19 protein-coding genes and 1 riboswitch are annotated in these 24360 nt (G+C 64.4%); of the genes, 5 read left to right on the forward strand and 14 right to left on the reverse strand.

Annotated elements, in window-relative coordinates:
• Positions 1 to 83 precede the first annotated feature (83 nt).
• Entirely contained in the window at positions 84 to 1094 is a 1011-nt protein-coding gene (locus QA635_RS16650) for a hypothetical protein (RefSeq protein ID WP_283070394.1), read from the forward strand.
• Positions 1091 to 2077, forward strand: coding sequence for a hypothetical protein (locus tag QA635_RS16655; RefSeq protein WP_283070397.1), 987 nt, complete (start codon positions 1091 to 1093; stop codon positions 2075 to 2077). The genes QA635_RS16650 and QA635_RS16655 overlap by 4 nt, the downstream gene beginning before the upstream one ends.
• Before the next feature lie 39 nt (positions 2078 to 2116).
• On the opposite strand, the gene QA635_RS16660 is transcribed toward QA635_RS16655, so the two are convergent.
• From QA635_RS16660 to gcvT, 4 genes are all read right to left on the reverse strand, one after another.
• Positions 2117 to 2548 carry an acyl-CoA thioesterase gene (locus tag QA635_RS16660; RefSeq protein WP_283070399.1) on the reverse strand — a complete coding sequence of 144 codons (432 nt, stop codon included), beginning with the start codon at positions 2546 to 2548 and terminating at the stop codon, positions 2117 to 2119.
• Positions 2549 to 2652: 104 nt separating this feature from the next.
• A complete protein-coding gene (gcvP, locus tag QA635_RS16665; RefSeq protein WP_283070401.1) occupies positions 2653 to 5526 on the reverse strand; it encodes an aminomethyl-transferring glycine dehydrogenase in 2874 nt (957 codons plus the stop codon).
• A gap of 23 nt (positions 5527 to 5549) precedes the next feature.
• Positions 5550 to 5915, reverse strand: coding sequence for a glycine cleavage system protein GcvH (gene gcvH, locus QA635_RS16670; protein WP_225164341.1), 366 nt, complete (start codon positions 5913 to 5915; stop codon positions 5550 to 5552).
• 20 nt (positions 5916 to 5935) lie between these two features.
• The gene (gcvT, locus tag QA635_RS16675; RefSeq protein ID WP_283070403.1) at positions 5936 to 7081 is read right to left on the reverse strand and encodes a glycine cleavage system aminomethyltransferase GcvT; all 1146 of its coding nucleotides are present in this window, start codon (positions 7079 to 7081) and stop codon (positions 5936 to 5938) included.
• Between the two features lie 141 nt (positions 7082 to 7222).
• Positions 7223 to 7311, reverse strand: a riboswitch (glycine riboswitch).
• 202 nt (positions 7312 to 7513) lie between these two features.
• Here gcvT and alaS point away from each other — a divergent pair.
• Entirely contained in the window at positions 7514 to 10201 is a 2688-nt protein-coding gene (gene alaS / locus QA635_RS16680) for an alanine--tRNA ligase (RefSeq protein WP_283070405.1), read from the forward strand.
• 11 nt (positions 10202 to 10212) lie between these two features.
• Positions 10213 to 11463: a cyclic nucleotide-gated ion channel gene (locus tag QA635_RS16685; RefSeq protein ID WP_283071681.1), complete on the forward strand. Its 1251-nt coding sequence runs from the start codon at positions 10213 to 10215 to the stop codon at positions 11461 to 11463.
• 92 nt (positions 11464 to 11555) lie between these two features.
• On the opposite strand, the gene QA635_RS16690 is transcribed toward QA635_RS16685, so the two are convergent.
• The 3 genes from QA635_RS16690 to QA635_RS16700 all read right to left on the reverse strand — a co-directional run bounded on the left by QA635_RS16690 (position 11556) and on the right by QA635_RS16700 (position 15262).
• Positions 11556 to 12062 carry a DUF3455 domain-containing protein gene (locus QA635_RS16690; protein WP_283070407.1) on the reverse strand — a complete coding sequence of 169 codons (507 nt, stop codon included), beginning with the start codon at positions 12060 to 12062 and terminating at the stop codon, positions 11556 to 11558.
• 30 nt (positions 12063 to 12092) lie between these two features.
• Positions 12093 to 13307: an NADP-dependent isocitrate dehydrogenase gene (locus QA635_RS16695; RefSeq protein ID WP_283070409.1), complete on the reverse strand. Its 1215-nt coding sequence runs from the start codon at positions 13305 to 13307 to the stop codon at positions 12093 to 12095.
• Between the two features lie 227 nt (positions 13308 to 13534).
• On the reverse strand, positions 13535 to 15262 hold the full coding sequence (locus tag QA635_RS16700; protein ID WP_283070411.1) for an alpha/beta hydrolase family protein: 1728 nt from the start codon (positions 15260 to 15262) through the stop codon (positions 13535 to 13537).
• Positions 15263 to 15596: 334 nt separating this feature from the next.
• On the opposite strand from QA635_RS16700, the gene QA635_RS16705 reads away from it, so the two are divergent.
• Complete coding sequence (locus tag QA635_RS16705) at positions 15597 to 16796, forward strand: TrmJ/YjtD family RNA methyltransferase (RefSeq protein ID WP_283070413.1); 1200 nt, start codon at positions 15597 to 15599, stop codon at positions 16794 to 16796.
• Positions 16797 to 17042: 246 nt separating this feature from the next.
• Here QA635_RS16705 and QA635_RS16710 read toward each other — a convergent pair whose 3' ends face one another.
• From QA635_RS16710 to QA635_RS16740, 7 genes are all read right to left on the reverse strand, one after another.
• Entirely contained in the window at positions 17043 to 17888 is an 846-nt protein-coding gene (locus QA635_RS16710) for a class I SAM-dependent methyltransferase (RefSeq protein ID WP_283070415.1), read from the reverse strand.
• Between the two features lie 163 nt (positions 17889 to 18051).
• Positions 18052 to 18291, reverse strand: a complete 240-nt coding sequence (locus QA635_RS16715; RefSeq protein ID WP_283070417.1) for a hypothetical protein — start codon at positions 18289 to 18291, stop codon at positions 18052 to 18054.
• Between the two features lie 184 nt (positions 18292 to 18475).
• Positions 18476 to 19168 carry a glutathione S-transferase C-terminal domain-containing protein gene (locus QA635_RS16720; protein ID WP_283070418.1) on the reverse strand — a complete coding sequence of 231 codons (693 nt, stop codon included), beginning with the start codon at positions 19166 to 19168 and terminating at the stop codon, positions 18476 to 18478.
• 353 nt (positions 19169 to 19521) lie between these two features.
• On the reverse strand, positions 19522 to 20079 hold the full coding sequence (locus QA635_RS16725) for a hypothetical protein (protein ID WP_225164221.1): 558 nt from the start codon (positions 20077 to 20079) through the stop codon (positions 19522 to 19524).
• A gap of 567 nt (positions 20080 to 20646) precedes the next feature.
• Entirely contained in the window at positions 20647 to 22092 is a 1446-nt protein-coding gene (locus QA635_RS16730) for a PAS domain-containing protein (protein WP_283070419.1), read from the reverse strand.
• Positions 22093 to 22371: 279 nt separating this feature from the next.
• Complete coding sequence (locus QA635_RS16735) at positions 22372 to 23610, reverse strand: ABC transporter substrate-binding protein (protein ID WP_028339865.1); 1239 nt, start codon at positions 23608 to 23610, stop codon at positions 22372 to 22374.
• A 234-nt stretch (positions 23611 to 23844) separates the two neighbouring features.
• The gene (locus QA635_RS16740) at positions 23845 to 24306 is read right to left on the reverse strand and encodes a PACE efflux transporter (RefSeq protein WP_283070421.1); all 462 of its coding nucleotides are present in this window, start codon (positions 24304 to 24306) and stop codon (positions 23845 to 23847) included.
• Positions 24307 to 24360: the final 54 nt, after the last annotated feature.

The raw sequence follows: 24360 nt of genomic DNA on the forward strand, positions 1-24360 counted from the left end.
CTGCAAGCGGGTGCTGAGGACGTTGAGTTGCCGACGTCTTCGGCGCCCGTTTGGTTTTGTGTGTCGTCGCGAGAGTTGGGCCGATGAAGCGCCTGATCCTGACCAGTCCGTCCGGCCTCAGCCTCATCCGTTCGGGGCTTGCCGAGGTCGGTATTACATCGACCTTTCGGTTTGTCGGTGGACCGCTGCCGTCGCCAGGAGAACTCGAGGCGTATTTCGGGGCGCGGTCGGACAAGAATCCGGTCGGACACTGGTCGCACTGGTGCGCGTGGGGCCAGCGGCCTCAGGATGCCCGGGCACGTAGGAACCTCGCACTGAACGAATTTTGCGAGCCTTACGAGGTGATCGAGCTTTGGTTCGATCCGGATCCAAATGATCAACTGCAGCTCATCTGGTTGCTCGATCATTTCCAAGCTTACCCGGCGCTGGCGGCCAAGTTGAAGTTGCGGCTTGTCGCATTCGATCTGCTGACGATGCACGAGACGTGGCGTAGCTGGGACCAGGTACCGCTTGCCAACATCCGATCCGAGGACCTTGAGACCGCAAGCGTATGTTGGCAGGCGTACCGGGCGGCAACGCCGGAGGCCTGTTTCGATGCGGTTCATCGCGACCTGAGCGCGTTTCCCTTGCTGAGGCCGGCGCTGCTTGATCTGCTTCGTGAGCTGCCATGGAGCCGATCCGGACTGGGCGCGACCGAGATGCGGTTGCTTGAACTGGTCGCCGCCGGGTTCATGGGGACGAACGCGCTGTTCTACCTCCGCGGCTTTCGCCAGCGTGGCGTCTTTAACGACATGGAAATCGGCAGGCTGCTCGAAGGCCTTGCGCATGGTCCGCGACCGGCGATTGCCGGGCTCGACGATGGCTTGCGCTCCATCGACCCGGACAATGCGCGACGTCGCCTGGAGGCCTTCCAGCGAAGCCGCTTGTCGGTGACGGAGTTTGGCAAGGCGGTGCTTGCCCACAAGGCGGACTTCACGGACCACAATCCGGTCAATCGCTGGTGGGGCGGCACGCACCTCACCAACGACAACCTTTGGCGCTGGAATCCGGCGTTGACCGGCCATGACACGCAGCGGGAGCCGCGCACGTCGTGACGAGTCTGATCCTGGCGACAAGCGATCTCGCGAGCTATCGCCTGAGGCAGGCGGGAAGGGCGGATATCGTCGTCGGCTTGAGGCCGCGCTTCGTTTGGGGGAAAATGCCCTCGTCAGATGACCTCACGACCCTGCTGGAACCGCGTTCCGCAAAGCATGTCGATTTCGACACGCACTGGCTCGACTTCGCCAGTTCAAGATGGACCGGCTCGATCGGTCGGGACTTTGGGCTTGTCGAGTTGTGTGAGCGTTGCGACAGCGTCGAGCTATGGGCTGATCCCCAGCCGAATGACCAGTTGGTGCTGGCCTGGTTGCTCGACGTGCTCCGCCCGCACCGCCACATCGTAGCGAAGCTCAGTCTGGTCCAGACCGATGTCGAGATCGGCGGGTACCGAAGCGAGAGCTCGGCGAAATGGCGATTGCCTGCACTTGCGGTGACCGATGATCGGCTGGAATTGGCCGGTCGCGCCTGGAATGCCTATCGCGCTCCGACGCCCGAGCCCTGTTTCGACCTTCTCATGCAGGATCTGTCGGCCATCCCGCAGCTCCGCGCGGCGCTCATTGCGTTGCTCGAGGAGCTGCCCGGGCGAGACACCGGCCTCGGCGCGTCCGAACTGCGGATGCTGGATCTCGTCGCCGACGGCGAGACAAGCCCACAGGTCCTTTCAAGCGAGCTGAACCGGGAACGCGGCGTGTTCGATTTTCAGGAAGCGGAGCTGATCCTGGACCGGCTCGCCTATTGTCCATCACCGGTCCTGAGCGGATTTCCCTCCGAGATCGAGGCGGCCGACGATTTGAAGGCCCGACGAGAACGACTCCTGTACAGTCGGCTGTCGCTCACCGATTTCGGCCAGGAAGTGTCGGATCGCGAGCTCGACTTCAGCCAGTACAATCCGATCCATCGCTGGTGGGGCGGCACCGAATTGACCAATGAGCGGCTGTGGCGCTGGGACGCCGAGAGCCGCAGCTTGGTCGCCCCGTAAGCCTGATCCGCACAACGCGTGTGCGCAATCAGCCTGCGCCTATGCCAGCGCCTTTTCGCGGCTCGCGATCAGCGCCCGCAGGTCCTCGGTCACCGCGACCGATTGATGCGTCTTCTGGTCGGTCGCGACCCAGATGATCTCGCCGGTGGCGCGCAGGTCATCGGAGCCCCTGGCGAAGATCGCGAGCGCAAGATTGATCGAGGAGCGGCCGATCTTGGCGACCCGGACGCAGACCTCGATGTCCTCGTCGAACCGGATCGGCGCCTTGTACTCGACGACCGATTTCACAGTGTGGAAGTCGATGCCGGTCCGCGCCACCTCGCCGAGATAGTCGTAGCCGAGCGCGCGGAAATATTCGGTGATGGCGGTGTCGAAATAGGTGAGGTAGTGGGCGTTGAACACCACGGCCTGCGCGTCGACCTCCGAATAGCGGACGCGAAACGGGAAATGGAACCAAAATTCCTCGCGCATGTTTCCTCCTGCCGCGGGCGGCCCTCGCTATCGTTCGTCCCGCGGTTAGCAGGGACGTTACGATCGCTCTACCCATCCTACAACAATGGCTACGAGAAGGGCGCTTACTCCGCCGCCTGCGCGTAATCCTCGACCGGCGGGCATGAGCACACCAGATTGCGGTCGCCATAGACGTTGTCGACGCGCCCGACCGGGCTCCAGTATTTGTCGGAACGCGACACGCCGGCCGGGAAGCAGCCCTCGGCGCGGGTGTAGGCCCGGTTCCAGGCATCGTCGGCGATGTCGTGCACGGTATGCGGCGCGTGGCGCAGCGGCGAGGCCTCGACCTTCCAGCGGCCCTTCTCGATCTCCGCGATTTCGTCGCGGATCGCGATCATGGCGTCGCAGAAGCGGTCGATCTCGAACTTCGATTCCGATTCCGTCGGTTCGATCATCAGCGTGCCCGCCACCGGGAAGCTCATGGTCGGCGCGTGGAAGCCGTAGTCGATCAAGCGTTTTGCGATGTCGTCGACGGTGACGCCGCTGGTCGTCTTCAGCGGCCGCGGATCGACGATGCACTCATGCGCAACGCGGCCGCGCTCGTTGCGGTACAGCACCGGGAAGTGCGGCTGCAGCCGTGCGGCGATGTAGTTGGCATTGAGGATCGCGATCTCGGTCGCCCGCGTCAGGCCTTCGCCGCCCATCATCAGGATGTAGATGTAGGAGATGGTCAGGATCGACGCCGAGCCGAACGGCGCGGCCGACACCGGGCCGATCGCATGCGCCGTCGCTCCGTCGGTTGCGGGATGGCCCGGCAGATAAGGCGCAAGATGCGCCTTCACGCCGATCGGGCCCATGCCGGGGCCGCCGCCGCCATGCGGAATGCAGAAGGTCTTGTGCAAATTGAGATGGCTGACATCGGCGCCGTAGTCGCCGGGCCGCGACAGCCCGACCTGCGCGTTCATGTTGGCGCCGTCGAGATAGACCTGGCCGCCATGCGCATGCACGATGTCGCAGATCTCGCGGATATGCTCCTCGAACACGCCGTGGGTCGACGGATAGGTGATCATGACCGCGGCAAGGTTGGCGGAGTGCTTCTCGGCCTTGACGCGGAGATCATTGACGTCGACGTCGCCGCGCGCATCGCACGCCACCACCACGACCTCCATGCCGACCATCGCGGCCGAGGCCGGATTGGTGCCGTGCGCGGAGGAGGGGATCAGGCACACCTTGCGGTGCGGCTCGCCGCGCGCGAGGTGATAGCCGCGGATCGCCAGCAGTCCGGCATATTCGCCCTGCGCGCCGGAGTTCGGCTGCAGCGAGACCGCGTCATAGCCGGTGATGTCGCACAGCCATTGCTCCAGCCGCTTGAATAGCGCGTGATAGCCCTTGGCCTGATCTGAGGGCGCGAACGGATGCAGATTGCCGAACGCCGGCCAGGTCAGCGGGATCATCTCGGTGGTGGCGTTGAGCTTCATCGTGCAGGAGCCGAGCGGGATCATCGCGCGGTCGAGCGCGAGGTCACGATCGCTGAGCTTGCGCATGTAGCGCAGCAGCTCGGTCTCGGAACGATGCGTGTTGAACACCGGATGGCTGAGGAAGGCGCTGGTGCGCCGCAGCTCCTTCGGCAGCGCCTCGTGCGCGCCGGCCTCGATCTCGGCATAGCTGAGCTTGCCGCCGAACACGCGCCACACCGCCTCGACCGTCTCCGGCGTCGAGGTCTCGTCGAGCGCGATGCCGAGCGTGGTCGCGCCGATCCGCAGATTGATCCGCTCGGCCTGCGCGCGGGTGACGAGCTCGATCTGCTTGCTACCTGCCTCGACGGTCACGGTATCGAAGAACGCTTCGCTGGTCGGCGCAAAGCCGAGCTTGCGCAGGCCGGCCGCGAGCACGGTGGCGCGACGATGCACGCTGCGTGCGATATGGGTCAGGCCCTCGGGACCGTGATAGACCGCATACATCGAGGCGATCACGGCGAGCAGCACCTGCGCGGTGCAGATGTTCGAGGTCGCCTTCTCGCGGCGGATATGCTGCTCGCGGGTCTGCAGCGCGAGGCGATAGGCGGGCTGCCCACGCGAATCCACGGAAAGGCCGACGATGCGGCCGGGCAGCGAGCGCTTCAGCGTGTCGCGCACCGCCATATAGGCGGCGTGCGGTCCGCCATACCCCATCGGCACGCCGAACCGCTGCGCCGAACCGATCGCGATGTCGGCGCCGAGCTCGCCGGGCGAGGCGAGCAGCGTCAGCGACAGCAGGTCCGCCGCGACGATCGCCAGCGCGCCCTTGGCGCGCAGCGACGCGATGGCAGGCTTGAGGTCGCGAACCGCGCCCGACGTTCCCGGATATTGCAGCAGCGCGCCGAGCACGTCGGCGTTGTCGAGCTCGGTCAGGGGATCGCCGACCACCAGCGCCCAGCCCAGCGGCGCGGCGCGCGTGCGCATCACCGCCAGCGTCTGCGGATGCACCTCCTTGTCGACGAAGAACACCTTCGCCTTGACCTGCGAGTGGCGCTCGGCGAGCGCCATCGCTTCCGCCGCGGCGGTCGCCTCGTCGAGCAGCGAGGCGTTGGCGACGTCGAGCCCGGTGAGATCGCAGATCATGGTCTGGAAGTTGAACAGCGCCTCGAGCCGGCCCTGGCTGATCTCCGGCTGGTACGGCGTATAGGCGGTGTACCAGGCCGGGTTCTCCAGAATGTTGCGCTGGATCACCGCGGGCAGGATGGTGCCCGAATAGCCCTGGCCGATCAGCGAAGTGAACACCTGGTTCTGCGCGGCGAGCTCGCTCATATGCGCGAGCGCCTCGGTCTCGCTCAGCGCCCGGCCGAGATCGAGCGGCGCCTTCTGCCGGATCGACGCCGGCAGCGTCTCATTCATCAGCGCCTGCAGGCTCGTGGCGCCGACCGTCTCCAGCATCGCGTTGACGTCGCGCGGCGACGGTCCGATGTGGCGGCGGACGAAATCGGTGGCGGCTTCGTTGATCGGCTTGAAGGGCGCGTTCATGACGTGATCCTCGGGGTGATCCTTTAGGCGGTGTGCGCGGCGTAGGCGGCCTCGTCCATCAGGCCGCCGAGCTCGCCCTTGTCGGCAATCTTCAGCTTGAAGAACCAGGCCTTGCCGCCGGCGTCGGAATTGACCAGCGCGGGCTCGGCGGCGAGCGCGTCGTTGACCTCGACCACCTCGCCGGAGATCGGCGCGTAGACGTCGGAAGCGGCCTTGACGGATTCGACGACAGCGGCGGCCTCGGCCTTCTTCAGGCTGCGGCCGATCTTGGGCAGTTCGACGAACACGACGTCGCCGAGCTGCGACTGCGCATAGTCGGTGATGCCGATCGTGGCGACGTCGCCCTCGATGCGGAGCCATTCGTGGTCGGACGTGTACAGCGTCGTCATGGGGATCGGTCCTTTGGCGTTTAGCGTTTGTAGGTATTGGGGACGAAGGGCGTGGCGGAGACCTTCAGCGGGAGCCGCTGGCCGCGCACTTCGGCGAAAACGGTGGTGCCGACGGCGGAAAGGGCGGTAGGCAGATAGCCCATCGCGACCGGCGCATTGAGGCTCGGGCCGAAGCCGCCCGAGGTCACCTTGCCGATCTGCTCGGTCGAGCCGGCATCGGCGAACAGCGCGGCGCCTTCGCGCACCGGGGCGCGGCCGTCGGGCTTCAGGCCGACCCGCCGGCGCGCAGCGCCATCTGCGAACTGCGCGAGAATCTTGTCGGCGCCCGGGAAGCCGGCGGCGCGGGCGCCGCCGCTGCGGCGAACCTTCTGCACCGACCATTCCAGCGCGCCTTCGACCGGCGTCGTCGTGGTGTCGATGTCATGGCCATAGAGGCAGAGCCCGGCTTCGAGCCGCAGGCTGTCGCGCGCGCCGAGCCCGATCGGCAACACGTCGGGATTGTCGAGCAGCGCGGTGACCAGGGCTTCCACCTTGTCTGCGGGCACGGAAATCTCAAAGCCGTCCTCGCCGGTATAGCCGGAGCGCGAGACGAAGCAGTCGACGTCGCCGACGCGGCGCGGACCGGCGTCCATGAATTTCGTCGAACCGACATCTGCACAAAGTTTCGCCAGCGCCGATTCGGCTTTCGGGCCCTGCAGCGCGATCAGCGCGCGGTCGGCCAGCGAGACGATCTCGCAGGCGTCGGAGAGACTCGCGCGCAGATGCGCCTCGTCCTCGGCCTTGCAAGCGGCGTTGACCACGAGGAACAGGTGATCGCCGAAATTCGCCACCATCAGGTCGTCGAGCAGGCCGCCGTCATTGTTGGTGAATTGCGCGTAGCGCTGCCGTCCCGGCGCGATGCCGACGATGTCCTGCGGCACCAGTTTTTCCAGTGCGAGCGCGGCGTCGGCGACCTTGCCGGATTTGGCCTTCAGTACGAGTTGGCCCATGTGCGACACATCGAACAGGCCGGCTTCCTTGCGGGTGTGCAGGTGCTCCTTCAGCACGCCGGCCGCGTATTGCACCGGCATGTCATAGCCGGCGAACGGCACCATCTTGGCGCCGCGCGCGAGATGCAGCGCGTGCAGCGGGGTCTGTTTCAGCGGGGAGGTTTCGCGCGCAAGCATCACAGGGCCCTCGCGGTTCCCGCCGGGGACCTATTTCCCCTTGAGAAACCTGCAGAAAGCCCCATCTGTCGCTGTGCCTGAGAGTATTATCCCGTCGGCGGACGCATCGGGGCGAACCCCAGCGTCTCTTTCCAGATGTCAGACGTCACGCGGTCCTTTTGCCTGAGAGTTTCCGGGGCGGTTGCTCCTTCGGCGCCGGCGGTAAGGCCGGTCTCTCCCGACGTGACTAGGTATAGGTAGGTAGAAAACACGGCGCCACCAAGACTGTCAACGCAGCTGCAGCAACTATCCAATGGGCTTTGTGCTGCCGCGGCAAGCCCATGATCCGCCTGCACAGTTTCTGGACACCGCAGCTGGCAATGTCTAAAAGCGTTCGGCCGGAAAATGACGCCTTTTTGCGGCTGGCCGGCCCCTTTTTCCGATTGGATGAACATGAGCAGCGTCAACGACATCAGGTCGACATTTCTGAACTTCTTCAAGGAGAACGGGCACGAGATCGTGGCCTCGTCGCCGCTGGTTCCGCGCAACGACCCGACCTTGATGTTCACCAATGCCGGCATGGTGCAGTTCAAGAACGTCTTCACCGGCGTCGAGAAGCGCGGCTACCAGCGCGCCACGACGTCGCAGAAGTGCGTGCGCGCCGGCGGCAAGCATAACGACCTCGACAATGTCGGCTACACCGCGCGCCATCTCACCTTCTTCGAGATGCTCGGCAACTTCTCGTTCGGCGATTACTTCAAGGAGCGCGCGATCGAGCTCGCCTGGAATCTGATCACCAAGGATTTCGGGCTGAAGAAGGACAAGCTGCTGGTCACCGTCTACCACACCGACGACGAGGCGGCCGGCTACTGGAAAAAGATCGCGGGCTTCTCGGACGACCGCATCATCCGCATCCCGACCTCGGACAATTTCTGGGCGATGGGCGATACCGGCCCGTGCGGTCCGTGCTCCGAAATCTTCATCGACCGCGGCGAGCACATTTGGGGCGGACCTCCGGGCAGCCCGGAGGAGGATGGCGATCGCTTCCTCGAATTCTGGAACCTGGTGTTCATGCAGTACGAGCAGGTGACGAAGGAGGAGCGCGTAGCGCTGCCGCGTCCCTCGATCGACACCGGCATGGGGCTCGAGCGCATGGCCTGCATCCTGCAGGGCGTCGAGAGCGTGTTCGAGACCGATCTGTTCCGCAATCTGATCGATGCCGCCGCGTCTACCCTCGGGCACGGTCCGAACGAGCAGAACGTTGGGTCGTATCGGGTGATCGCGGACCATCTGCGCTCGTCCGCGTTCCTGATCACCGACGGCGTGCTGCCGTCGAACGAAGGCCGCGGCTACGTGCTGCGCCGGATCATGCGCCGCGCGATGCGCCATGCACAGCTCTTGGGCGCGAGCGAGCCGCTGATGCATCGCCTGGTCTGGGCGCTGGTCCGCGAGATGGGCCAGGCCTATCCGGATCTGGTCCGTGCGGAGAAGCTGATCGAGGAGACGCTGCGGCTGGAGGAGACGCGCTTCCGCAAGACGCTGGCGCGCGGCCTGTCGATCCTCGACGAGAAGAGCGCCGGCCTCAAGAAGGGCGACATGTTCGACGGCGACACCGCGTTCACGCTGTACGACACCTATGGGTTCCCGCTCGATCTGACGCAGGACGCGCTGAAGTCGCGCGGCATCAGCGTCGACCAGGCGTCGTTCACCGACGCGATGGAGCGGCAGCGCGTGAAGGCGCGTGCCTCCTGGGCAGGTTCGGGCGAGGCGGCGAGCGAGGCGATCTGGTTCCCGCTGCGCGAGAAGCTCGGCGCGACCGAATTCCTCGGCTACGAAACCGAGAGCGCGGAAGGCGCGGTGACGGCGCTGATCAAGGACGGCGCCGAGGTCGAGAGCCTGAAGGCCGGCGAGAGCGGCGCGATCGTGCTGAACCAGACCCCGTTCTACGGCGAGTCCGGCGGCCAGGTCGGCGACACCGGCGTGCTGACCGGCGAGGGCGTCAAGTTCCGCGTCACCGACACGCAGAAGAAGGCCGGCGATCTGTTCGTGCATCTCGGCACGGTGGAGCAGGGCACGCTCGGTAACGGCACCGCATTGCAGCTCGAGGTCGATCACACCAGGCGCTCGTCGATCCGCGCCAACCATTCGGCGACGCATCTGTTGCACGAGGCGCTGCGCCAGGTGCTCGGCGATCACATCGCGCAGCGCGGCTCGCTGGTCACGCCGGACCGGCTGCGCTTCGACTTCGTGCATCCGAAGCAGATCACGCCGGAAGAGCTCGCCCGGATCGAGGACATCGCCAACGATGTCGTGCTGGAGAATGACGAGGTCACGACCCGGGTCATGGGCGTCGACGATGCCCGCGAGGCCGGCGCCCGCGCGCTGTTCGGCGAGAAATACGGCGACGAGGTTCGCGTCGTGTCGATGGGCAAGGGCGCCCGCGATCACGGCCAGAACGCGCTTGGCTGGTCGGTCGAGCTCTGCGGCGGCACCCATGTCCGCCGCACCGGTGACATCGGCATGATTTCCGTGACCAGCGAGGGCGCGGTGGCGTCCGGCGTGCGCCGCATCGAGGCGCTGACCGGGCATCATGCGCGCAAGCACGCCAACGACACCATCGCGCTGGCCAAGACCGCGGCGCTGGAGCTGCGCACCACGATCGACGACGTGCCGGCGCGCATCACAGCTCTGATGGAAGAGCGCAAGAAGCTCGAGCGCGATTTGTCCGACGCCCGCAAGAAGCTCGCGATGGGCGGCGGCGGTGCGTCGAACGGCGCCGCCTCAGCGGTTCGCGAGGTCGGCAATGTCAAGCTGCTGGCGCGCGCGGTCGAGGGCGTCGAGACCAAGGATCTCAAGAGTCTCGTCGACGACGGCAAGAAGCAGATCGGCTCGGGCGTGGTCGCGATCGTTGGCGTCACCGAGGACGGCAAGGCCGGCATCGTGGTCGGCGTCACCGCCGATCTGACCGCGCGGTTCAACGCGGTCGAGCTCGTGCGCAAGGGCTCCGAGGTGCTCGGCGGCAAGGGCGGCGGCGGCCGGCCCGACATGGCGCAGGCCGGCGGGCCTGACGGCGCCAAGGCCGACGCCGCACTGTCGGCGATCGAACAGGCCATGACTCAACAGGCATCGGCCGGCGCCTGACGGAGAGGCTGATCGTGGCGACGGCTCCGCTCAAGCCCACGATCGGCGATCCCGGGCTGCGCGACCGTCTCTACGATCTGCTCGAACGCGATGATCTGCCGCATTCGGGCGGCTTGCGCTTTGCCCGGGTCATCGTCGCCATCATCGCCGTCGATGTGCTGGCGGCGATCCTGGCCTCCGTGCCCGAGATCGACGCGCAGTTCGGCTGGCTGCTGACGACCATCGAGATCGCGGCGGTCATCGCCTTCGCGCTGGAATATGCCGCGCGGCTCTGGAGCGTGGTCGGCCACTCGCTGCGCGACATGACGCCGGCGCGGGCGCGGCTGGAATACGCCTTCTCGGCGCTCGGCGTGATCGACCTGCTGGCCTTCCTGCCATCGGCCGTCGCGCTTGCGATCGGCGACAAGACCGCGCTGGTGCTGTTCGGCATGCTGCCGTTCCTCAAGCTGGTGCGCTACTCGACTGCGATGCGCTCGCTGCTGGCGGCGCTGCATGCCGAGCGGCGCACGCTGTTCGGCTGCGTGGTGATCCTGACCGGCGCCGTGCTGTTGTTCGCCTCGCTGCTCTATGCCATCGAGCACAGGGTGCAGCCGGACAAGTTCGGCACCATGCCGCAGGCGATGTGGTGGGCGATCGTGACGCTCGGCACCGTCGGTTACGGCGACGTCGTCCCGATTACGCCGCTCGGCCGGACCGTCACGGTGGTCGCGATCGTGGTCGGCTTCGCGATGATCGCGCTGCCGGTCGCGATCATCTCGACCGCGTTCGCCGACGAGGTCCGGCGCCGCGACTTCGTCGTGACCTGGGGCATGCTGGCGCGGGTGCCGCTGTTCTCACATCTCAACGCTGCCGATATCTCCGACATCATGCGCTTGCTGCGGTCGCAGACCATCGAGGCCGGCGAGGTGCTGGTGCGGCGCGGCGATGCGGCGTCATCGATGTATTTCATCACCGCGGGCGAGGTCGAGATCGACCTGCCGAGCCAGCTTGTGCGGCTTTCCGACGGCGCGTTCTTCGGCGAGATCGCGCTGCTGCGGCGGACCAGCCGCTCCGGCACGGTGACGGCGGCGCGCAAGACCAAGCTCCTGGTGCTCGATGCGCAGGACTTCCATGCCCTGATCGAGCGCATGCCGGCGCTCGCCGCGCATGTCCGGGAGACCGCCGAGGCGCGGCTTGCCGACCCGATCGCGGCCGGCGGCGACCTTGCCGCCGCAGAGATCGCCCAGGCGCCGCGCGAAACCGACGGCGGCATCCGCGACTAGAACCTCATTCCGATTGAATCGGAACGAGGCCTCGATTCTTCGTTTGGCGCGTTTTCTTCACGCGAACCGGTATCCACTTCGCTCGAAAACGCTCAGTCCCGTCGCAGGAACACGTAATCCGCCGAGTAGGCCGCTCCCTTCAGCGCGCCTGATTTGTCGCAAGCGCCGCTGAGCTCGCCGCCCGAGGTGTTGATCCGCTGCACGGTTGCGACGCCGGAGAGCAGGCCGTTGCCGCGATGGGCGATCACCTCGAGCTTCAGCCAGGGAATATCGGCGGCGGTGGCGCCGGGTGTGCTGCCGGCGGTGCGGGCGGTCACGACGCTGCCGTCGACATGCTCCCAGTTCGGACCCGCATAATGCCGGCCGACCGTGCGGCCGTCGGCGATCAGGGTGGCGATCGGTTCGCGGAACGACCAGGCGAGCTTGCCGTCGGTGACCGGCTTGCACTCATAGACCTGCACGCCCTCGGCATGGACGGTGAGGATCTTGGACTCGCCAGGCGCCGCGACGGCGTCGGGCAGGGGATCGGCAGCGAATGCCGCCGACGTGGTGAGCGAGAACGATGCGAGCACGACGGCTCTGACAAGGGCCACGGTCATGCTCGCACCTGTCTTCCCAGGATGACGGCCTCAGGCCGCGATCGCCTTCACGAGGTTGTCGGATACCTTGTCGAGGAATCCGGTGGTCGAGAGCCAGCGCTGGTCGGCGCCGACCAGGAGCGCGAGGTCCTTGGTCATGTAGCCCTCTTCGACGGTCGCGACGCAGACCTTCTCCAGGGTGGTGGCGAACTTGGCCAGCGCCTCGTTGTTGTCGAGCTTGGCGCGATGGGCGAGGCCACGGGTCCAGGCGAAGATCGACGCGATCGAGTTGGTCGAGGTCTCCTTGCCCTTCTGGTGCTCGCGGTAGTGGCGGGTCACGGTGCCGTGGGCGGCCTCGGCTTCCACGGTCTTGCCGTCCGGGGTGAGCAGCACCGAGGTCATCAGGCCGAGCGAGCCGTAGCCCTGGGCCACGGTGTCGGACTGCACGTCGCCGTCATAGTTCTTGCAGGCCCAGACATAGCCGCCGGACCATTTCAGCGCCGAGGCCACCATGTCGTCGATCAGGCGGTGCTCGTAGGTCAGGCCCTTGGCGTCGAATTCCTTCTTGAACTCGCGGTCGAACACCTCCTGGAAGATGTCCTTGAAGCGGCCGTCATAGACCTTCAGAATCGTGTTCTTGGTCGACAGATAGACCGGGTAGTTGCGCATCAGGCCGTAATTGAACGAGGCGCGCGCGAAATCGGTGATGGAATCGTCGAGATTGTACATCTCCATCGCGACGCCGGCGCCGGGCGCCTTGAACACTTCCTTCTCGATCACGGTGCCGTCCTCGCCGACGAACTTCAGCGACAGCGTGCCCTTGCCGGGGAACTTGATGTCGGTGGCGCGGTACTGGTCGCCATAGGCATGGCGGCCGATGATGATCGGCTTGGTCCAGCCGGGAACCAGGCGCGGCACGTTCTTGCAGATGATCGGCTCGCGGAAGATGCAGCCGCCGAGGATGTTGCGGATGGTGCCGTTCGGCGACTTCCACATCTGCTTCAGGCCGAACTCCTTCACCCGGGCCTCGTCGGGGGTGATGGTGGCGCATTTGACGCCGACGCCGACCTTCTTGATGGCTTCGGCGGCGTCGATGGTCACCTGGTCGTTGGTCTCATCGCGGTATTCCATGCCCAGATCGAAATAGAGCAGTTCGACATCCAGGAATGGGTTGATCAGCTTGTCCTTGATGTACTGCCAGATGATCCGGGTCATCTCGTCGCCATCGAGCTCGACGACGGGGTTGGATACCTTGATTTTTGCCATGACGGGGAGGCCCTCTTGGGAACGGCGCGCTTTTGACGGCGGGGGTGGAAAAGATGCCTGCGCTATAGCACCGCCCGGGGGCGGGCGGAAGCGGAGGGGTTATGCACTTTCAGCCCATCTTTTCACCGAGAACCGCCATTCTGGACGGACCAGAATGGCGGCTCCCGGCCTTGTTTTTTGACGGGTTTTCTTCACGCGAACCGGTGCCCACTTCGCTTGAAAACCCTCTAGAACGCCGCCTGCGTCGCGGTCCCGGCCACGATGTACCAGGTCACGAACAGGCCCGCGATCAGGGCGCCCAGCAGGCTCGATCCGGTCCGCCGCCAGGTGAACGTCGCGATCACGGCGACGATCGCGAGCAGGGGCACGAACTGGATCGCGACGATGGTCGAGAGCGGCACGAAACCGGGGTCCGGGACCGGGTTGAACAGCTTCCCCGTCAGCCACAGCGTGCCGTATTGCAGCACCAGCAACACGATGAAACCGAACGTCAGCGCCAGGATGTTGGTCAGGTACAGCGCCCCGCGCGGCGCATCCATGGTCGAGAAATTCCGGTGCAGCACGTGCAGCGCCACGACGAAAAACGCCGTGAACGGAATCAGATAGATCAGGAAGATGAGGAATTGCTTCGCGCTCATCAACTTGAGTGCGACGATCCAGAAGCGGAAGTCGATCTTGAAGGCGAGGTCGGCAAGCCACAGCGCGGCATAGCCGACCGCGACCGAAGCCAGCGCGATCACGACGGATTGACCGACGAGGCCGGTCCGGCTGGCCCGCTTCGGGGCGAACCGCATCAGGGCGAGCGTGATCAGGCCGTTGATGACGGCCCAGACCAGGATCTGGTTGGTGATGCCCTGCGGCAGGAACGCGCTCGGGGTGACGAAAGTGCCGCCCAGTGCAAAGGCCGGGTAATAGGTCAGCGCCGGAATGAAGGCGGACAGGATGAACGCCGTGGTCCAGCGCCGGCCGCTCGCGGCCTGATGCGGCGGCATGGTGCCGTCGGCAACCGCCGGCAGCCGCAGGCGGGAGAACATCGGTGCCTCCAGCAAGCCGTCGAACGTGCCGATCACCAGGACGATAAAGCCGATCAGCGCGACCAGCGTGCCGATCTCCTTGCGGAACCAGATCTGGTCGTCGACCGGACGCGGCGTGCCGCCCTTCAGCGTCTTGGCGAACCAGTCGAGGCTGTAGCCGATCGCCTCATGCGAGATGTGCTCGGCCGGATGGGTCATCGCCGGCGTGTACAGCACCCGCGCGGTGCCGTTGGCCGGATCGCCATAGACCTTGCCCGGCTCGACCGCGCCTTGGGTGCCGAACAGCGCCCAGAGTTTCGGGCTCTTGGTGACGTCGCGCGCGAGCGGGACACCCCACATCAGGTCGGGAAATTCCTCGTACTGCGCGAACACCAGCGCGGTGTTGCGCGGCCAGTTCGCGGTGCCCTCGGCGGCGAACGGCTTGCCGGTGGACGAGCCTTCCAGCACCATCGATTTGTAGTCGTTGGGCTGAGCTGCGGCAGCCGCCAGCACGGTCCAGCCGCCCATCGAGTGGCCCTCGAGCCCGATATTCTCCTTGTCGACGAATTGGAGGCTGCGGAGATAGGTAAGGCCGTCAGGTCCGCCAAAACCGTTGGCGAAGGAGGGCGGGTCGCTGTAGCCGTGGCCGGTCTGGTCGAGCGCCAGCACGACATAGCCGCGGCGGGCGAACTCGATGGCGAAGCCGTCCTGGGTCTCGCGTGAATTGATATAGCCGTGGACGGCGAGGATGCCGGGCGCCGGGATCTGCGGCGTGGCATTCGGTGGGATGTAGAGCAGGGCGCTCATGGTATTGCCCTTGGCGCCCTTGAAGCGGACATCCTCGATCCGGATGCCGCTGGCGGTCTGCGTGAAGTGGGCGAGCAGGCCTCCCGCCACGATCAAGATCAGGCCCAAAATCGCCAGCGTCCACCTGCCCCGCATCCTCGTCCCCCCAAGTGCTTCGACTTCGACCCAAGTGTTTCGCCGTTGAAACCGGCGTCACAAGCGTGCCTTTACAGCTTCGCTTTGGTTGTGGTTGATAGCCTATCCGAAGGCCAAGTGCGCGCAAGCGGCAGCCTTCGCTTCGTGCGATTGGGACTCCGATTGAGGATTCGCAAACGCCGCTAACCCTGTTATCTCCTTGGAGAAAATGGTCCCGCGCAAAACCGGTGCAAAGCTGGTCGGTGCGGTCTTGGACCCCTGCATGAGATTTTGAATCAGCCCTCTCGGAAGCTGATTCAAAATCTTCAGACGTTGAATCAGAAAGTGAAGTGAGATGTCCGGCACCGACAAGACCAAGGCAGGGCACGATCTTGCCGGTCCCGTCGTCATCCTGGTCGAGCCGCAGCTTGGCGAGAACATCGGCATGGCCGCGCGCGCGATGGGCAACTTCGCGCTGTCGAGGATGCGCATCGTCAACCCGCGCGACGGCTGGCCGAACATTGCCGCCCAGCGCGCGGCCGCCGGCGCCGACCACATCATCGGTTCCGTCGAGCTGTTCGACACCGTCGAGCAGGCGATCGCCGATCTCACGCTGGTGTTCGCGACCACCGCCCGGGCCCACGACCAGGCCAAGCCGGTGGTCGGGCCGGAGGGCGCGGCGGGTGAGATCGTCGGTCATGTCGCATCCGGCGGCGGCGCCGGCATCCTGTTCGGGCGCGAGCGCGCCGGCCTGACCAATGAGGAGGTCGCGCTCGCCAACCGCATCATCACCTTCCCGGTGAACCCGGGCTTCGCCTCGCTCAATCTGGCGCAGGCGGTGCTGTTGATGGGCTACGAGTGGTTCAAGCTGTCAACCGCGGGCGCGCTGCCGTTCGCGATGCCCGAGCGGTCCGAGCCGGCCTCCCAGCACCAGATGCAGGCGTTCTTCGACAACCTCGTCGCCGAGCTCGACAAGGTCGAGTTCCTGCGGCCGGCGGAGAAGCGCGACACCATGCTGGTGAACCTGCGCAACATCTTCACCCGGATGGATCCGACCAAGCAGGACATGCACACGCTGCACGGCGTGGTGATGGCGATCGCCGAGGGCCGCAAGGGCCCGGCCAAGGGCGGGGTGCTCGACGGCGCCCAGGCGACGCGCTTGCGGGCGCTGCTCGCCGAGCAGGGGCAGAGCGGCGCGACCGCCGACAGCAGCAGCACGGTGCGCGGCCTCGCCCGGCTGCTCCGCCGCAACCCGACCGACGCCGAACGGATCCTGTGGCAGGCGCTGACGCGGGACCGCCGCTTCGCCGGACAGTTCAAGCGCCAGACCCCGGTCGGCCGCCACATCCCCGACTTCGTCTCCTTCGTGCACCGGCTCGCGATCGAGCTGGTCAACCCGAACGAGAGCGAGGCCATCGGAGCCGACCGCGCCAAGCGCAGAGTCTGGCTCGAAGCGCGCGACTATCGGGTGGTCGACATGCAGGTGGCCGATGTCGAGCGCGACCTCGACGCCGAGCTCGCGCGGCTGGAGGCGGGGCTGCGGCAGGAGCGGTAGCTTACGCAATTGCTCTGTCCGCGGAGCAAGAACGGGATTGGAGTAAGCGTCTCTTTCCACACGTCGTCCTGGCGAAGGCCAGGACCCATAACCACCGCATTGGATTGTGAAAGGGATCGTGGCCGCGGCGTCGCGCAACAATCGAGATTTGGGGTAATGGGTCCTGGCTTTCGCCAGGACGACACTGTGTTGGTGCGCCGCAGGTGGCACGATTTCTGCCGTCGCAATCCCGAAGGCAGCATCTCGCTAGGCTAGTGCCGACACAAGCCACAGGCCCACATGCAGGTCGCGGCCATCAGCTCCGAGGCTTGCGGCGAGCGCGTTGCGTACCGCTTCCATGGCGCGATGACGTTGATCGTCCGTGGCATTCTCGAGCAGCGCAGGCAGCGGGCCGGCCTGCGTGATGAAGGCCATGCTTTGCGCGATGTCGCCGCCATGGATCGGCACGTCGGTGGCCTTGAGCGCAATCTCGTGAAACCCGGCCTCGTGCAGGATGCCGCGAACGCGATCCTCGCGCGCGAACGAAAACATCCCGGGCGCCAATGGATCGAGCGGCGGCTGTGGCGGCACGTGCGGTCGGGCCGCCTCGATCGGCACGCGAAACCACGGCGACTCCGGCATGGTGCGAAAACAGACGAACACCAGCCGCCCGCCCGCTTTCATGCCGCTACGGATGTTGGTGAAGGCCCTGACCGGGTCATCGAAGAACATCAGGCCAAAACGCGAATACACCAGATCCGCCCAGCGCGGTTCGAAGCCGTAGATCGTTGCGTCGGCCTGTGCACAGGTCACGTTGCCAAGTCCCGCCTCGGCAACACGATGCCTGGCCAGATCCAGCATCGGGACCGAGATATCGACGCCCACCACAGCACCTGACGGACCAACGACCTTGGCGAACGCCAACAGCGTGTCACCGGTGCCGCATCCGATATCGATGACACGCTCACCCGGCTTTGCCGCCGCAGCACCCAGGCTGACGCTGGTGACCGACGTGAAGACGTCGCTGATCACGGCTTGCTGCGAAACCCATGAGTGCCCCATGGTGCTGTTCCAGAACTCTGCTCCTCGGGGGTTTGGCGTGGGCGTCTGCATTTGATCAATCTCCTGGTGCTGAAAATTCGACGGTGTGTCGGCTGAAACAAACTGCAAGAAATTCCAAATGGAATGCGAACTGCAGCCGACGCGCTTCCCATGTCGGCTTCAGGCTATCAGGACGTCTTCGCACGATCCGCATCTGATCGATGCTGGACGGCGCTCAGGTGGTGGAGTCATTGCCGCCGCTGCCTTTCGGCCTGGACATCGGAGGGATGCAGCTACCGAAGCGTGGATCGAGCGGATCGTAGCGCGACCTCATTCTCGCGACGATGTAGAGTGCCGCCAGTGCGAAGGTGCCGAGCAACAGCAGGCCCCATGCAGGCGGCGGACCTGCAATCAAAAGCACTGCCGCTCCAACGAGGACTGACGCGAAAATGCCCATAGACAGTTTTGAAGCCATGACCGGCTCTGCAGCTAGCCCAGGGACGAGATACTATCCCTGAAATCGATCTATTGGCGAGAGGCCGGCTGCGACACGCCAGCGCAGATATACCCACCCACCTGGGCCGTGGACGGAGCAACGACCTGTTCGCTCACCGCCGCGAACGTCACTATTGCGAGTTAAAAGTTGAGTTGACCCCAGCTCACGTACTCACTGCCGCGTGGATGGCGCGGCAATGTTGTACCAGGGCATCGTGCGAGACCACGAATTGCTTCAACGGTGTCTCGATGTCGTAGAAGTAGATGTTGGCCACGAAGCCATAGATGCCGGCGTCGATGGTCGTCGGCCTGTCGCCATGCACATAGCCTTGGCTCGGGATCAGGCTCGCCAGCGCGGCGAGATCGGCGATGCCGCGGGCCATCGCGGCGTCGGGCTCGAAGCGGCCGATGCCCTGGTAATAATAGCGCTGCGCGTTGAACTCCTTGGCCTTCATCAAGCCGTCGTCGGTGAGGGCCGGATGCTCGCGCTTGAGCGCATCGCGGAATTGGGGCCAATAGCGCGCGTCCTGCCAGCGCGAATAGGACATCACCCAGTAGAGATCGTCGAGCGTCCGCGTGACGAGGAGATTGGTCGTGCGCTGCGCCGGCGTCAGCGCGGCATCCAGCGTCACGCCATATTTTCCGGTGACATAGGCGAGGATGGTCTCGCTGTCGCCGACAGTGTCACGGCCGTCGACGACATAGGGCAATTGCTGGCGCGGCGCCTTCGACGCATCGAAGATGTGCTCGTGCCGGAACGGCACGCCGGCGAGCTTCAGAAAAGCGAATACCTTCAGGCCATAGCCATTGTTGTCGGCCACGCCGAACAACGGCGGATAGGAATAGAGCGTGAGCATATGGCTCGCCACGTTCGAGGTGGACGAAGGCTACATCAGAATCCGCCAGTTGGATACGCGGGCAAGTAAACCGCCTCGGGATGAACCGGTACAAAGACTACAGCGGACTTGGCGCGCCTTGCTGGCGACATCAGCTAACGGCCGGAAGCGGCTTCATCCGGCGCGGCATCACTTCCCTTGTCCGGCCAATACAGCGACGACAGAGAGGAGGCGCACCGTCATGGCGGCACCTCCTCTCGCTTTGTTCAAGTAATACGTCGTGTTTACTGCGCGGGGCGTGATATGCCCTTGGCTATTGTGCGAAGCGCAAGCGCTTGAAACGGCGCACTTCCGAACAAGCGCAAAGCTTGGGCTCACCAGCCCCAGCCACCGTAGTGGCGTGGGATCAGCGTCGGCCTTCCGGTGACGTAGCTGCGGTTGGCATAGCCACCAGGATAACCACCATACGAGCCATAGTAGCTGCCGGGATAGCCGACAGCGGCGTAAGAACCGTAATTGCCTGCGTTATAGCCGCCGTAGTAACGCGGGACCAGCGTTGGCCTTCCCGTTACATAGCTGCGGTTGGCATACCCGCCATAGTATTCTCCGGGATAGCCGCCATAGTAGCCCGTGCCGACATAGGGGCCACCACCATAGTAGCTATAAGGTGAAGTGGCAGCTACCGCGGCTGCTCCTATCGCGCCGGCCGCCAGGCCAGCACCCGCCACACCGGCACCGTAGCCGTACGCGGCCCGACGATATTGTCGACGGGCGACCCCGGCACCGCTCAGGGGAGTCAACGGCCGACCGATCCGCGCCTCGGCGCTGTCGATTGCTAGCGAAACGCCGCGCTGTTCAGACCAACTGAGCGAGAGCAGTGTCGCACAAGTGAAGGTCGTGGTTACAATTGCAGTTTTCAATGCCAACTTCATCGATTCTCTCCGTTGCTGTAGATACGATGGGTTGTCCGTCGTCGATTCTCATCGAAGCGCTACTTCGATCACGAAGCCCGCAATGAGTTACTTCGTGGCTGCGCCGGTTGTGCCAGCGGTACTCCCCGTCGTCGTGGGAGTGCCCCGGCGGGCGTCACGTCGGTCTTGACGTGCATCGCGTCGGTCATCCCGACGATCACGCCGGCCTTCTCGCCGATCTTGACGTCGTACCATGCCGGCGGTTTGGGCTGCCGCGTCGGAGGTCACCATCACAGAAAGCGCCAGGAGGCCAAACGCGGTCGCCATTCCGAGCGAAGACAGTGCGGTTCGCCGAGAGATCATCAAATCCTCCTCAGGCTCCGCCCCACGTGCAAGGCATACGCTGGCCAGTCGCTACGCATTGATTTACATCAATGTTGGTGCAGCGAATGGCGACGAAATCATTGTGCAGCAGCGCTGACCTACCGCGCGAAAGGGAGATGGTCGGGCGGTGCGGCCCAGTGCAAGCACGCGAAGGCGGAGTTCAAATCGAAGGGGAAGGAAAAATCCTATCGTCCTCTTATGTCCTCAAACCCCAAGGCGATCCAAGGGAGCCTTGATCCTTATCTTGAGGCCGTTCTGCCGCCAGTCGTATTCGATCTTGCCCCCGAGTTGACCAGCAATACTGCGCTCCGTGAGTACGCTGCCAAAGCCGGCGGCTTGCGGCGGGGCAACAATCATGGGACCGCCCGTCTCATTCCACTCAAAATGCAAGTCGCCGCCTTGCGTCTCCCATTTGATACGGATTGCCCCGCTCGGCTCCGAGAGTGCCCCGTATTTGGCTGCATTCGTCGCGATTTCGTGCAGCGCAAGGGCGAAGCTCGTTACGGCCATCACGCCTACAGGCACATCGGGGCCGCCGATCATGATGCGGTCGCGCGAGCCGTCGTCATAGGGTTGCATGACGGTTCGCGCGACCTCGTCCACCGTCGTCCGTTCGCTATGCGCTTCCGTACCCATGATCCCCGGACGTATAAGGTCCTTGGCCCGCATGAGGGCATCCAGCCGACCGCGAAGCGAATGAGCCATTTCCTGCGGCGTTCGAGCTGATCGAGCGCTAAGGCTGATGATGCCGTGGAAGATCGCGAACAGGTTTTTCACCCGGTGGTTCGCCTCTCGCGCAAGCAACCGTTGATGCTCTTGCGCTTCCTTCTGAGTGGTGATGTCCACCACGACACCGACAAAGTTGGTAAGCTCGCCGCTCTCGTCTCTCAGGCACTCGCCACGCGCCTCGACCCAGCGGATGGTTCCGTCTTTGTGGAGCAGCCGGTATTCCTGGATGTACTTTTCTCCGGTGGCGACCGCGAGATTCACGGCCGCAGTAGTCCGCTCCACGTCCTCCGGATGGATGCCCGCGACATATTCCGACAACGGTGCGCCTTTCTCGCCCTTGGCGGGATCGACTGAGAACATTTGCGCGAAATACGCATCCGAATAGAACGTGTCCGTCGGCACATGCCAGTCGAACGTGCCTATCATTCCGGCGGCACTTAGCGCCTGGCTAAGCCGTTTCTCCGCTCTGGCCAGTTCTCGCTGCGCCACAACGCGTTCAGTTGTCTCGTTCACGATGCAGAGGACGCCGCCTATGTCGCCCGCCTCGTTTCGAACCGGGGAATAGGAGATGTCGAAATAGACGTTCTCCGGATAGCCGTGCCGCTCGATGTAGAACGGACGATCCTTGGCGAAGACGGTCTCACCAGTGTCGAGGACGCGCCTTAGCAGAGGTTCAAGATCGTCCCAAAGCTCCGCCCAATTCTCTCGCGCGGGCCGCCCGAGTGCCCTTGGATGCTTCTCACCGATGGTCGGTGCGTAGGCGTCGTTGTAGAGGGCCACGAAGTCCGCGCCCCAGAACAGCACGATTTGTGCGTTGGCAGGCAGCATGAGGCTGACCGCGCTCTTGAGATGCGCAGGCCATCCGTCAATGGGTCCCAAACTGGTCGTGGACCAATCGAGCGCGCGAATGAGCGCACTCAATTCGCTCCCGCCCGGCAGGAAGTCAGTTTGACATTTGCCGCTGGGACTCGTCTCGCGAGTGGTGCTCATTGCATTGAAGCAAACAGGACTTTGCGACCGGAGACAAGAGCCGCGTTCTCCTGCCACTCCCTTAGTCAACTGAGCCAGTTGAGGCAAATGAGCTAACAATGGTTATTCGGGCAATATCCGGTTCGGGTCATGAGCCGCCGATGACGCCCAAGCCGGGCGGCTTCCGCTTTGCCATCGGAAGCCGACGCCAGCGGTGCACGCTTCGGACGGTCAGGCCTTCGAGATCCCGCCGTCGATCACCGGTCCCATCGGCTCGTAGCGCTCGCCGCTGAAGCGCACCAGTTGCAACTGCTCGAGCGGATAATAGTCCGATGGCGAGGTGTTGATCCGGATGCCCGGCAGCAGCATGTCGGATTCGAAATCCTTTAGGTTGGCGGCCTGCTTGATGATGCTTTCGGACGACACGTCGTCGCCGCACTGCTTGAGCACCTGGACCAGGATCTGGCTGGTGAGATAGCCGGTGACCGCGTAGATGTCGTTCTTGGCCGCCGCCGGATCGTATTTGTCGAGGAAGGCCCGCCATTTCTGGATGGCGGGATCGTTGTCCCAGGCGGCGTCGACGGGATCCTTCAGATAAGCGCTCGAAATGATCCCCTTGGAGACGTCGAAGCCCGCGGCCTTCAGCGTCGAGCCCGCGGAGGAGGCGTTGTTGCCGATGTAGTGCGCCGGCTGCCAGCCGAGCTCGGCGATCTTCTTGATGCCTTGGGCGGCGAATTTCGGCGTGGTCATGCTCATGAACACGTTGGCGCCGGCGGATTTGCAGCGGACCACCTGGCTGTCGATGGTCGGATCGGCGGTCTCATAGGACAGCTCCGCCACGATTGCGGACGTCCTGGCGCCGAGTCCGTCCTTGAAACCCTTCAACACGTCGCGGCCGAAATCGTCGTTCTGGTAGACGATGCCGATCTTGGGGTCGTTCTGTGTCGACAGCACATGCTGCGCGAAGGCGCGGCCCTCGATCTGGTAGCAGGGCTGGAACCCCATGGTGTAGGGGAAATTCTTGTAATCGCCGAACTTGGTCGCGCCCGAGGCGATGAAGAGGTGCGGGACCTTCTTCTGGTTCATGTACTTCATGATCGCCGCGTTGGTCGGCGCGCCAAGCGGCGCGAACAGCACATCGATCTCGTCGCCTTCGACGAGCTTGCGCGCCTGCTCGACGGTCTTGGCCGGGCTGTAGGCGTCGTCATAGGTGATGTACTTGATCATGCGGCCGTTGATGCCGCCTTGCTCGTTGATCATCTTGAAATAGCCGCCGGGCGTGCGACCGATCGACGAATAGACCGCAGCCGGTCCCGAATAGGCGTCGATATTGCCGATGACGATTTCGGTCTTGCCCTCCGCCTTGCCCTTGGCAATGGCGGGCGTGCCGAGCAGCAGCGTGGCCGACGTGGCAGCAGTGCCTTTGATGAGATCACGGCGTGTGAGCCGGGATGAACGGTTCCTTGGCATTGTCGTCCTCCGTTTCTTGTTGTTGGCCGTTTTGGCATTGTTGGCCGGTTGGCAGCCTCTGACGGGCATGTCGGCTTGAAGCATTCCGTAGTGCTTCAGCCGGATCAAACCAGTCTATGAGTGAGGCGCGGCAGAACTTGTGTGCAGTCGCTATCGCCGGAAATATTCGCGCGGTGTCAGGGTCCGGAGCGGCGCGGCAGATCACATGATCCGCCGCGCCGACGCCGAGATCGATCAGGCCGCCAGAGCCCGGTTCGCCGCGCGATCGTGCGCATCGAGCTCGCGCACCGGAAACACGCGATCGTAGCCGATGTTAAAGGCGAACGCGTAGACCAGATAGAACGCGACGATGGAGATATCCATCATCAGCGCCGCCCACAGCGAGACGCCGAGATACCAGGCGACGAACGGGATCAGCAGCACGATCAGGCCGGCCTCGAACAGCATCGCGTGCGCGACGCGGATCGGCATCGTCTTGGCGATACGGCCGGTGACGCGGACCAGCGCGTGGTCGAAGCCGAGATTGAACAGCAAGTTCCAGACCGTCGCTACCGTCGCCGAGACGATTCCGATGACGCCCATATGGGCGACCGGCTGATTGAACAGCCAGGCGGCCGCCGGCGTGAAGATGGCGATACCGATCAGTTCGAACAGGACTGCGTGCCTGACCCGGTCGGAGAAGGAACGCATAGACATTTTGAGACCCTTTCTTGTCGTTGCGACCGGGTTTCTATCTGATATTGTGTCATA

The organism is Bradyrhizobium brasilense (genome assembly GCF_029714345.1).
In the GTDB taxonomy this organism is placed as follows: domain Bacteria; phylum Pseudomonadota; class Alphaproteobacteria; order Rhizobiales; family Xanthobacteraceae; genus Bradyrhizobium; species Bradyrhizobium australafricanum.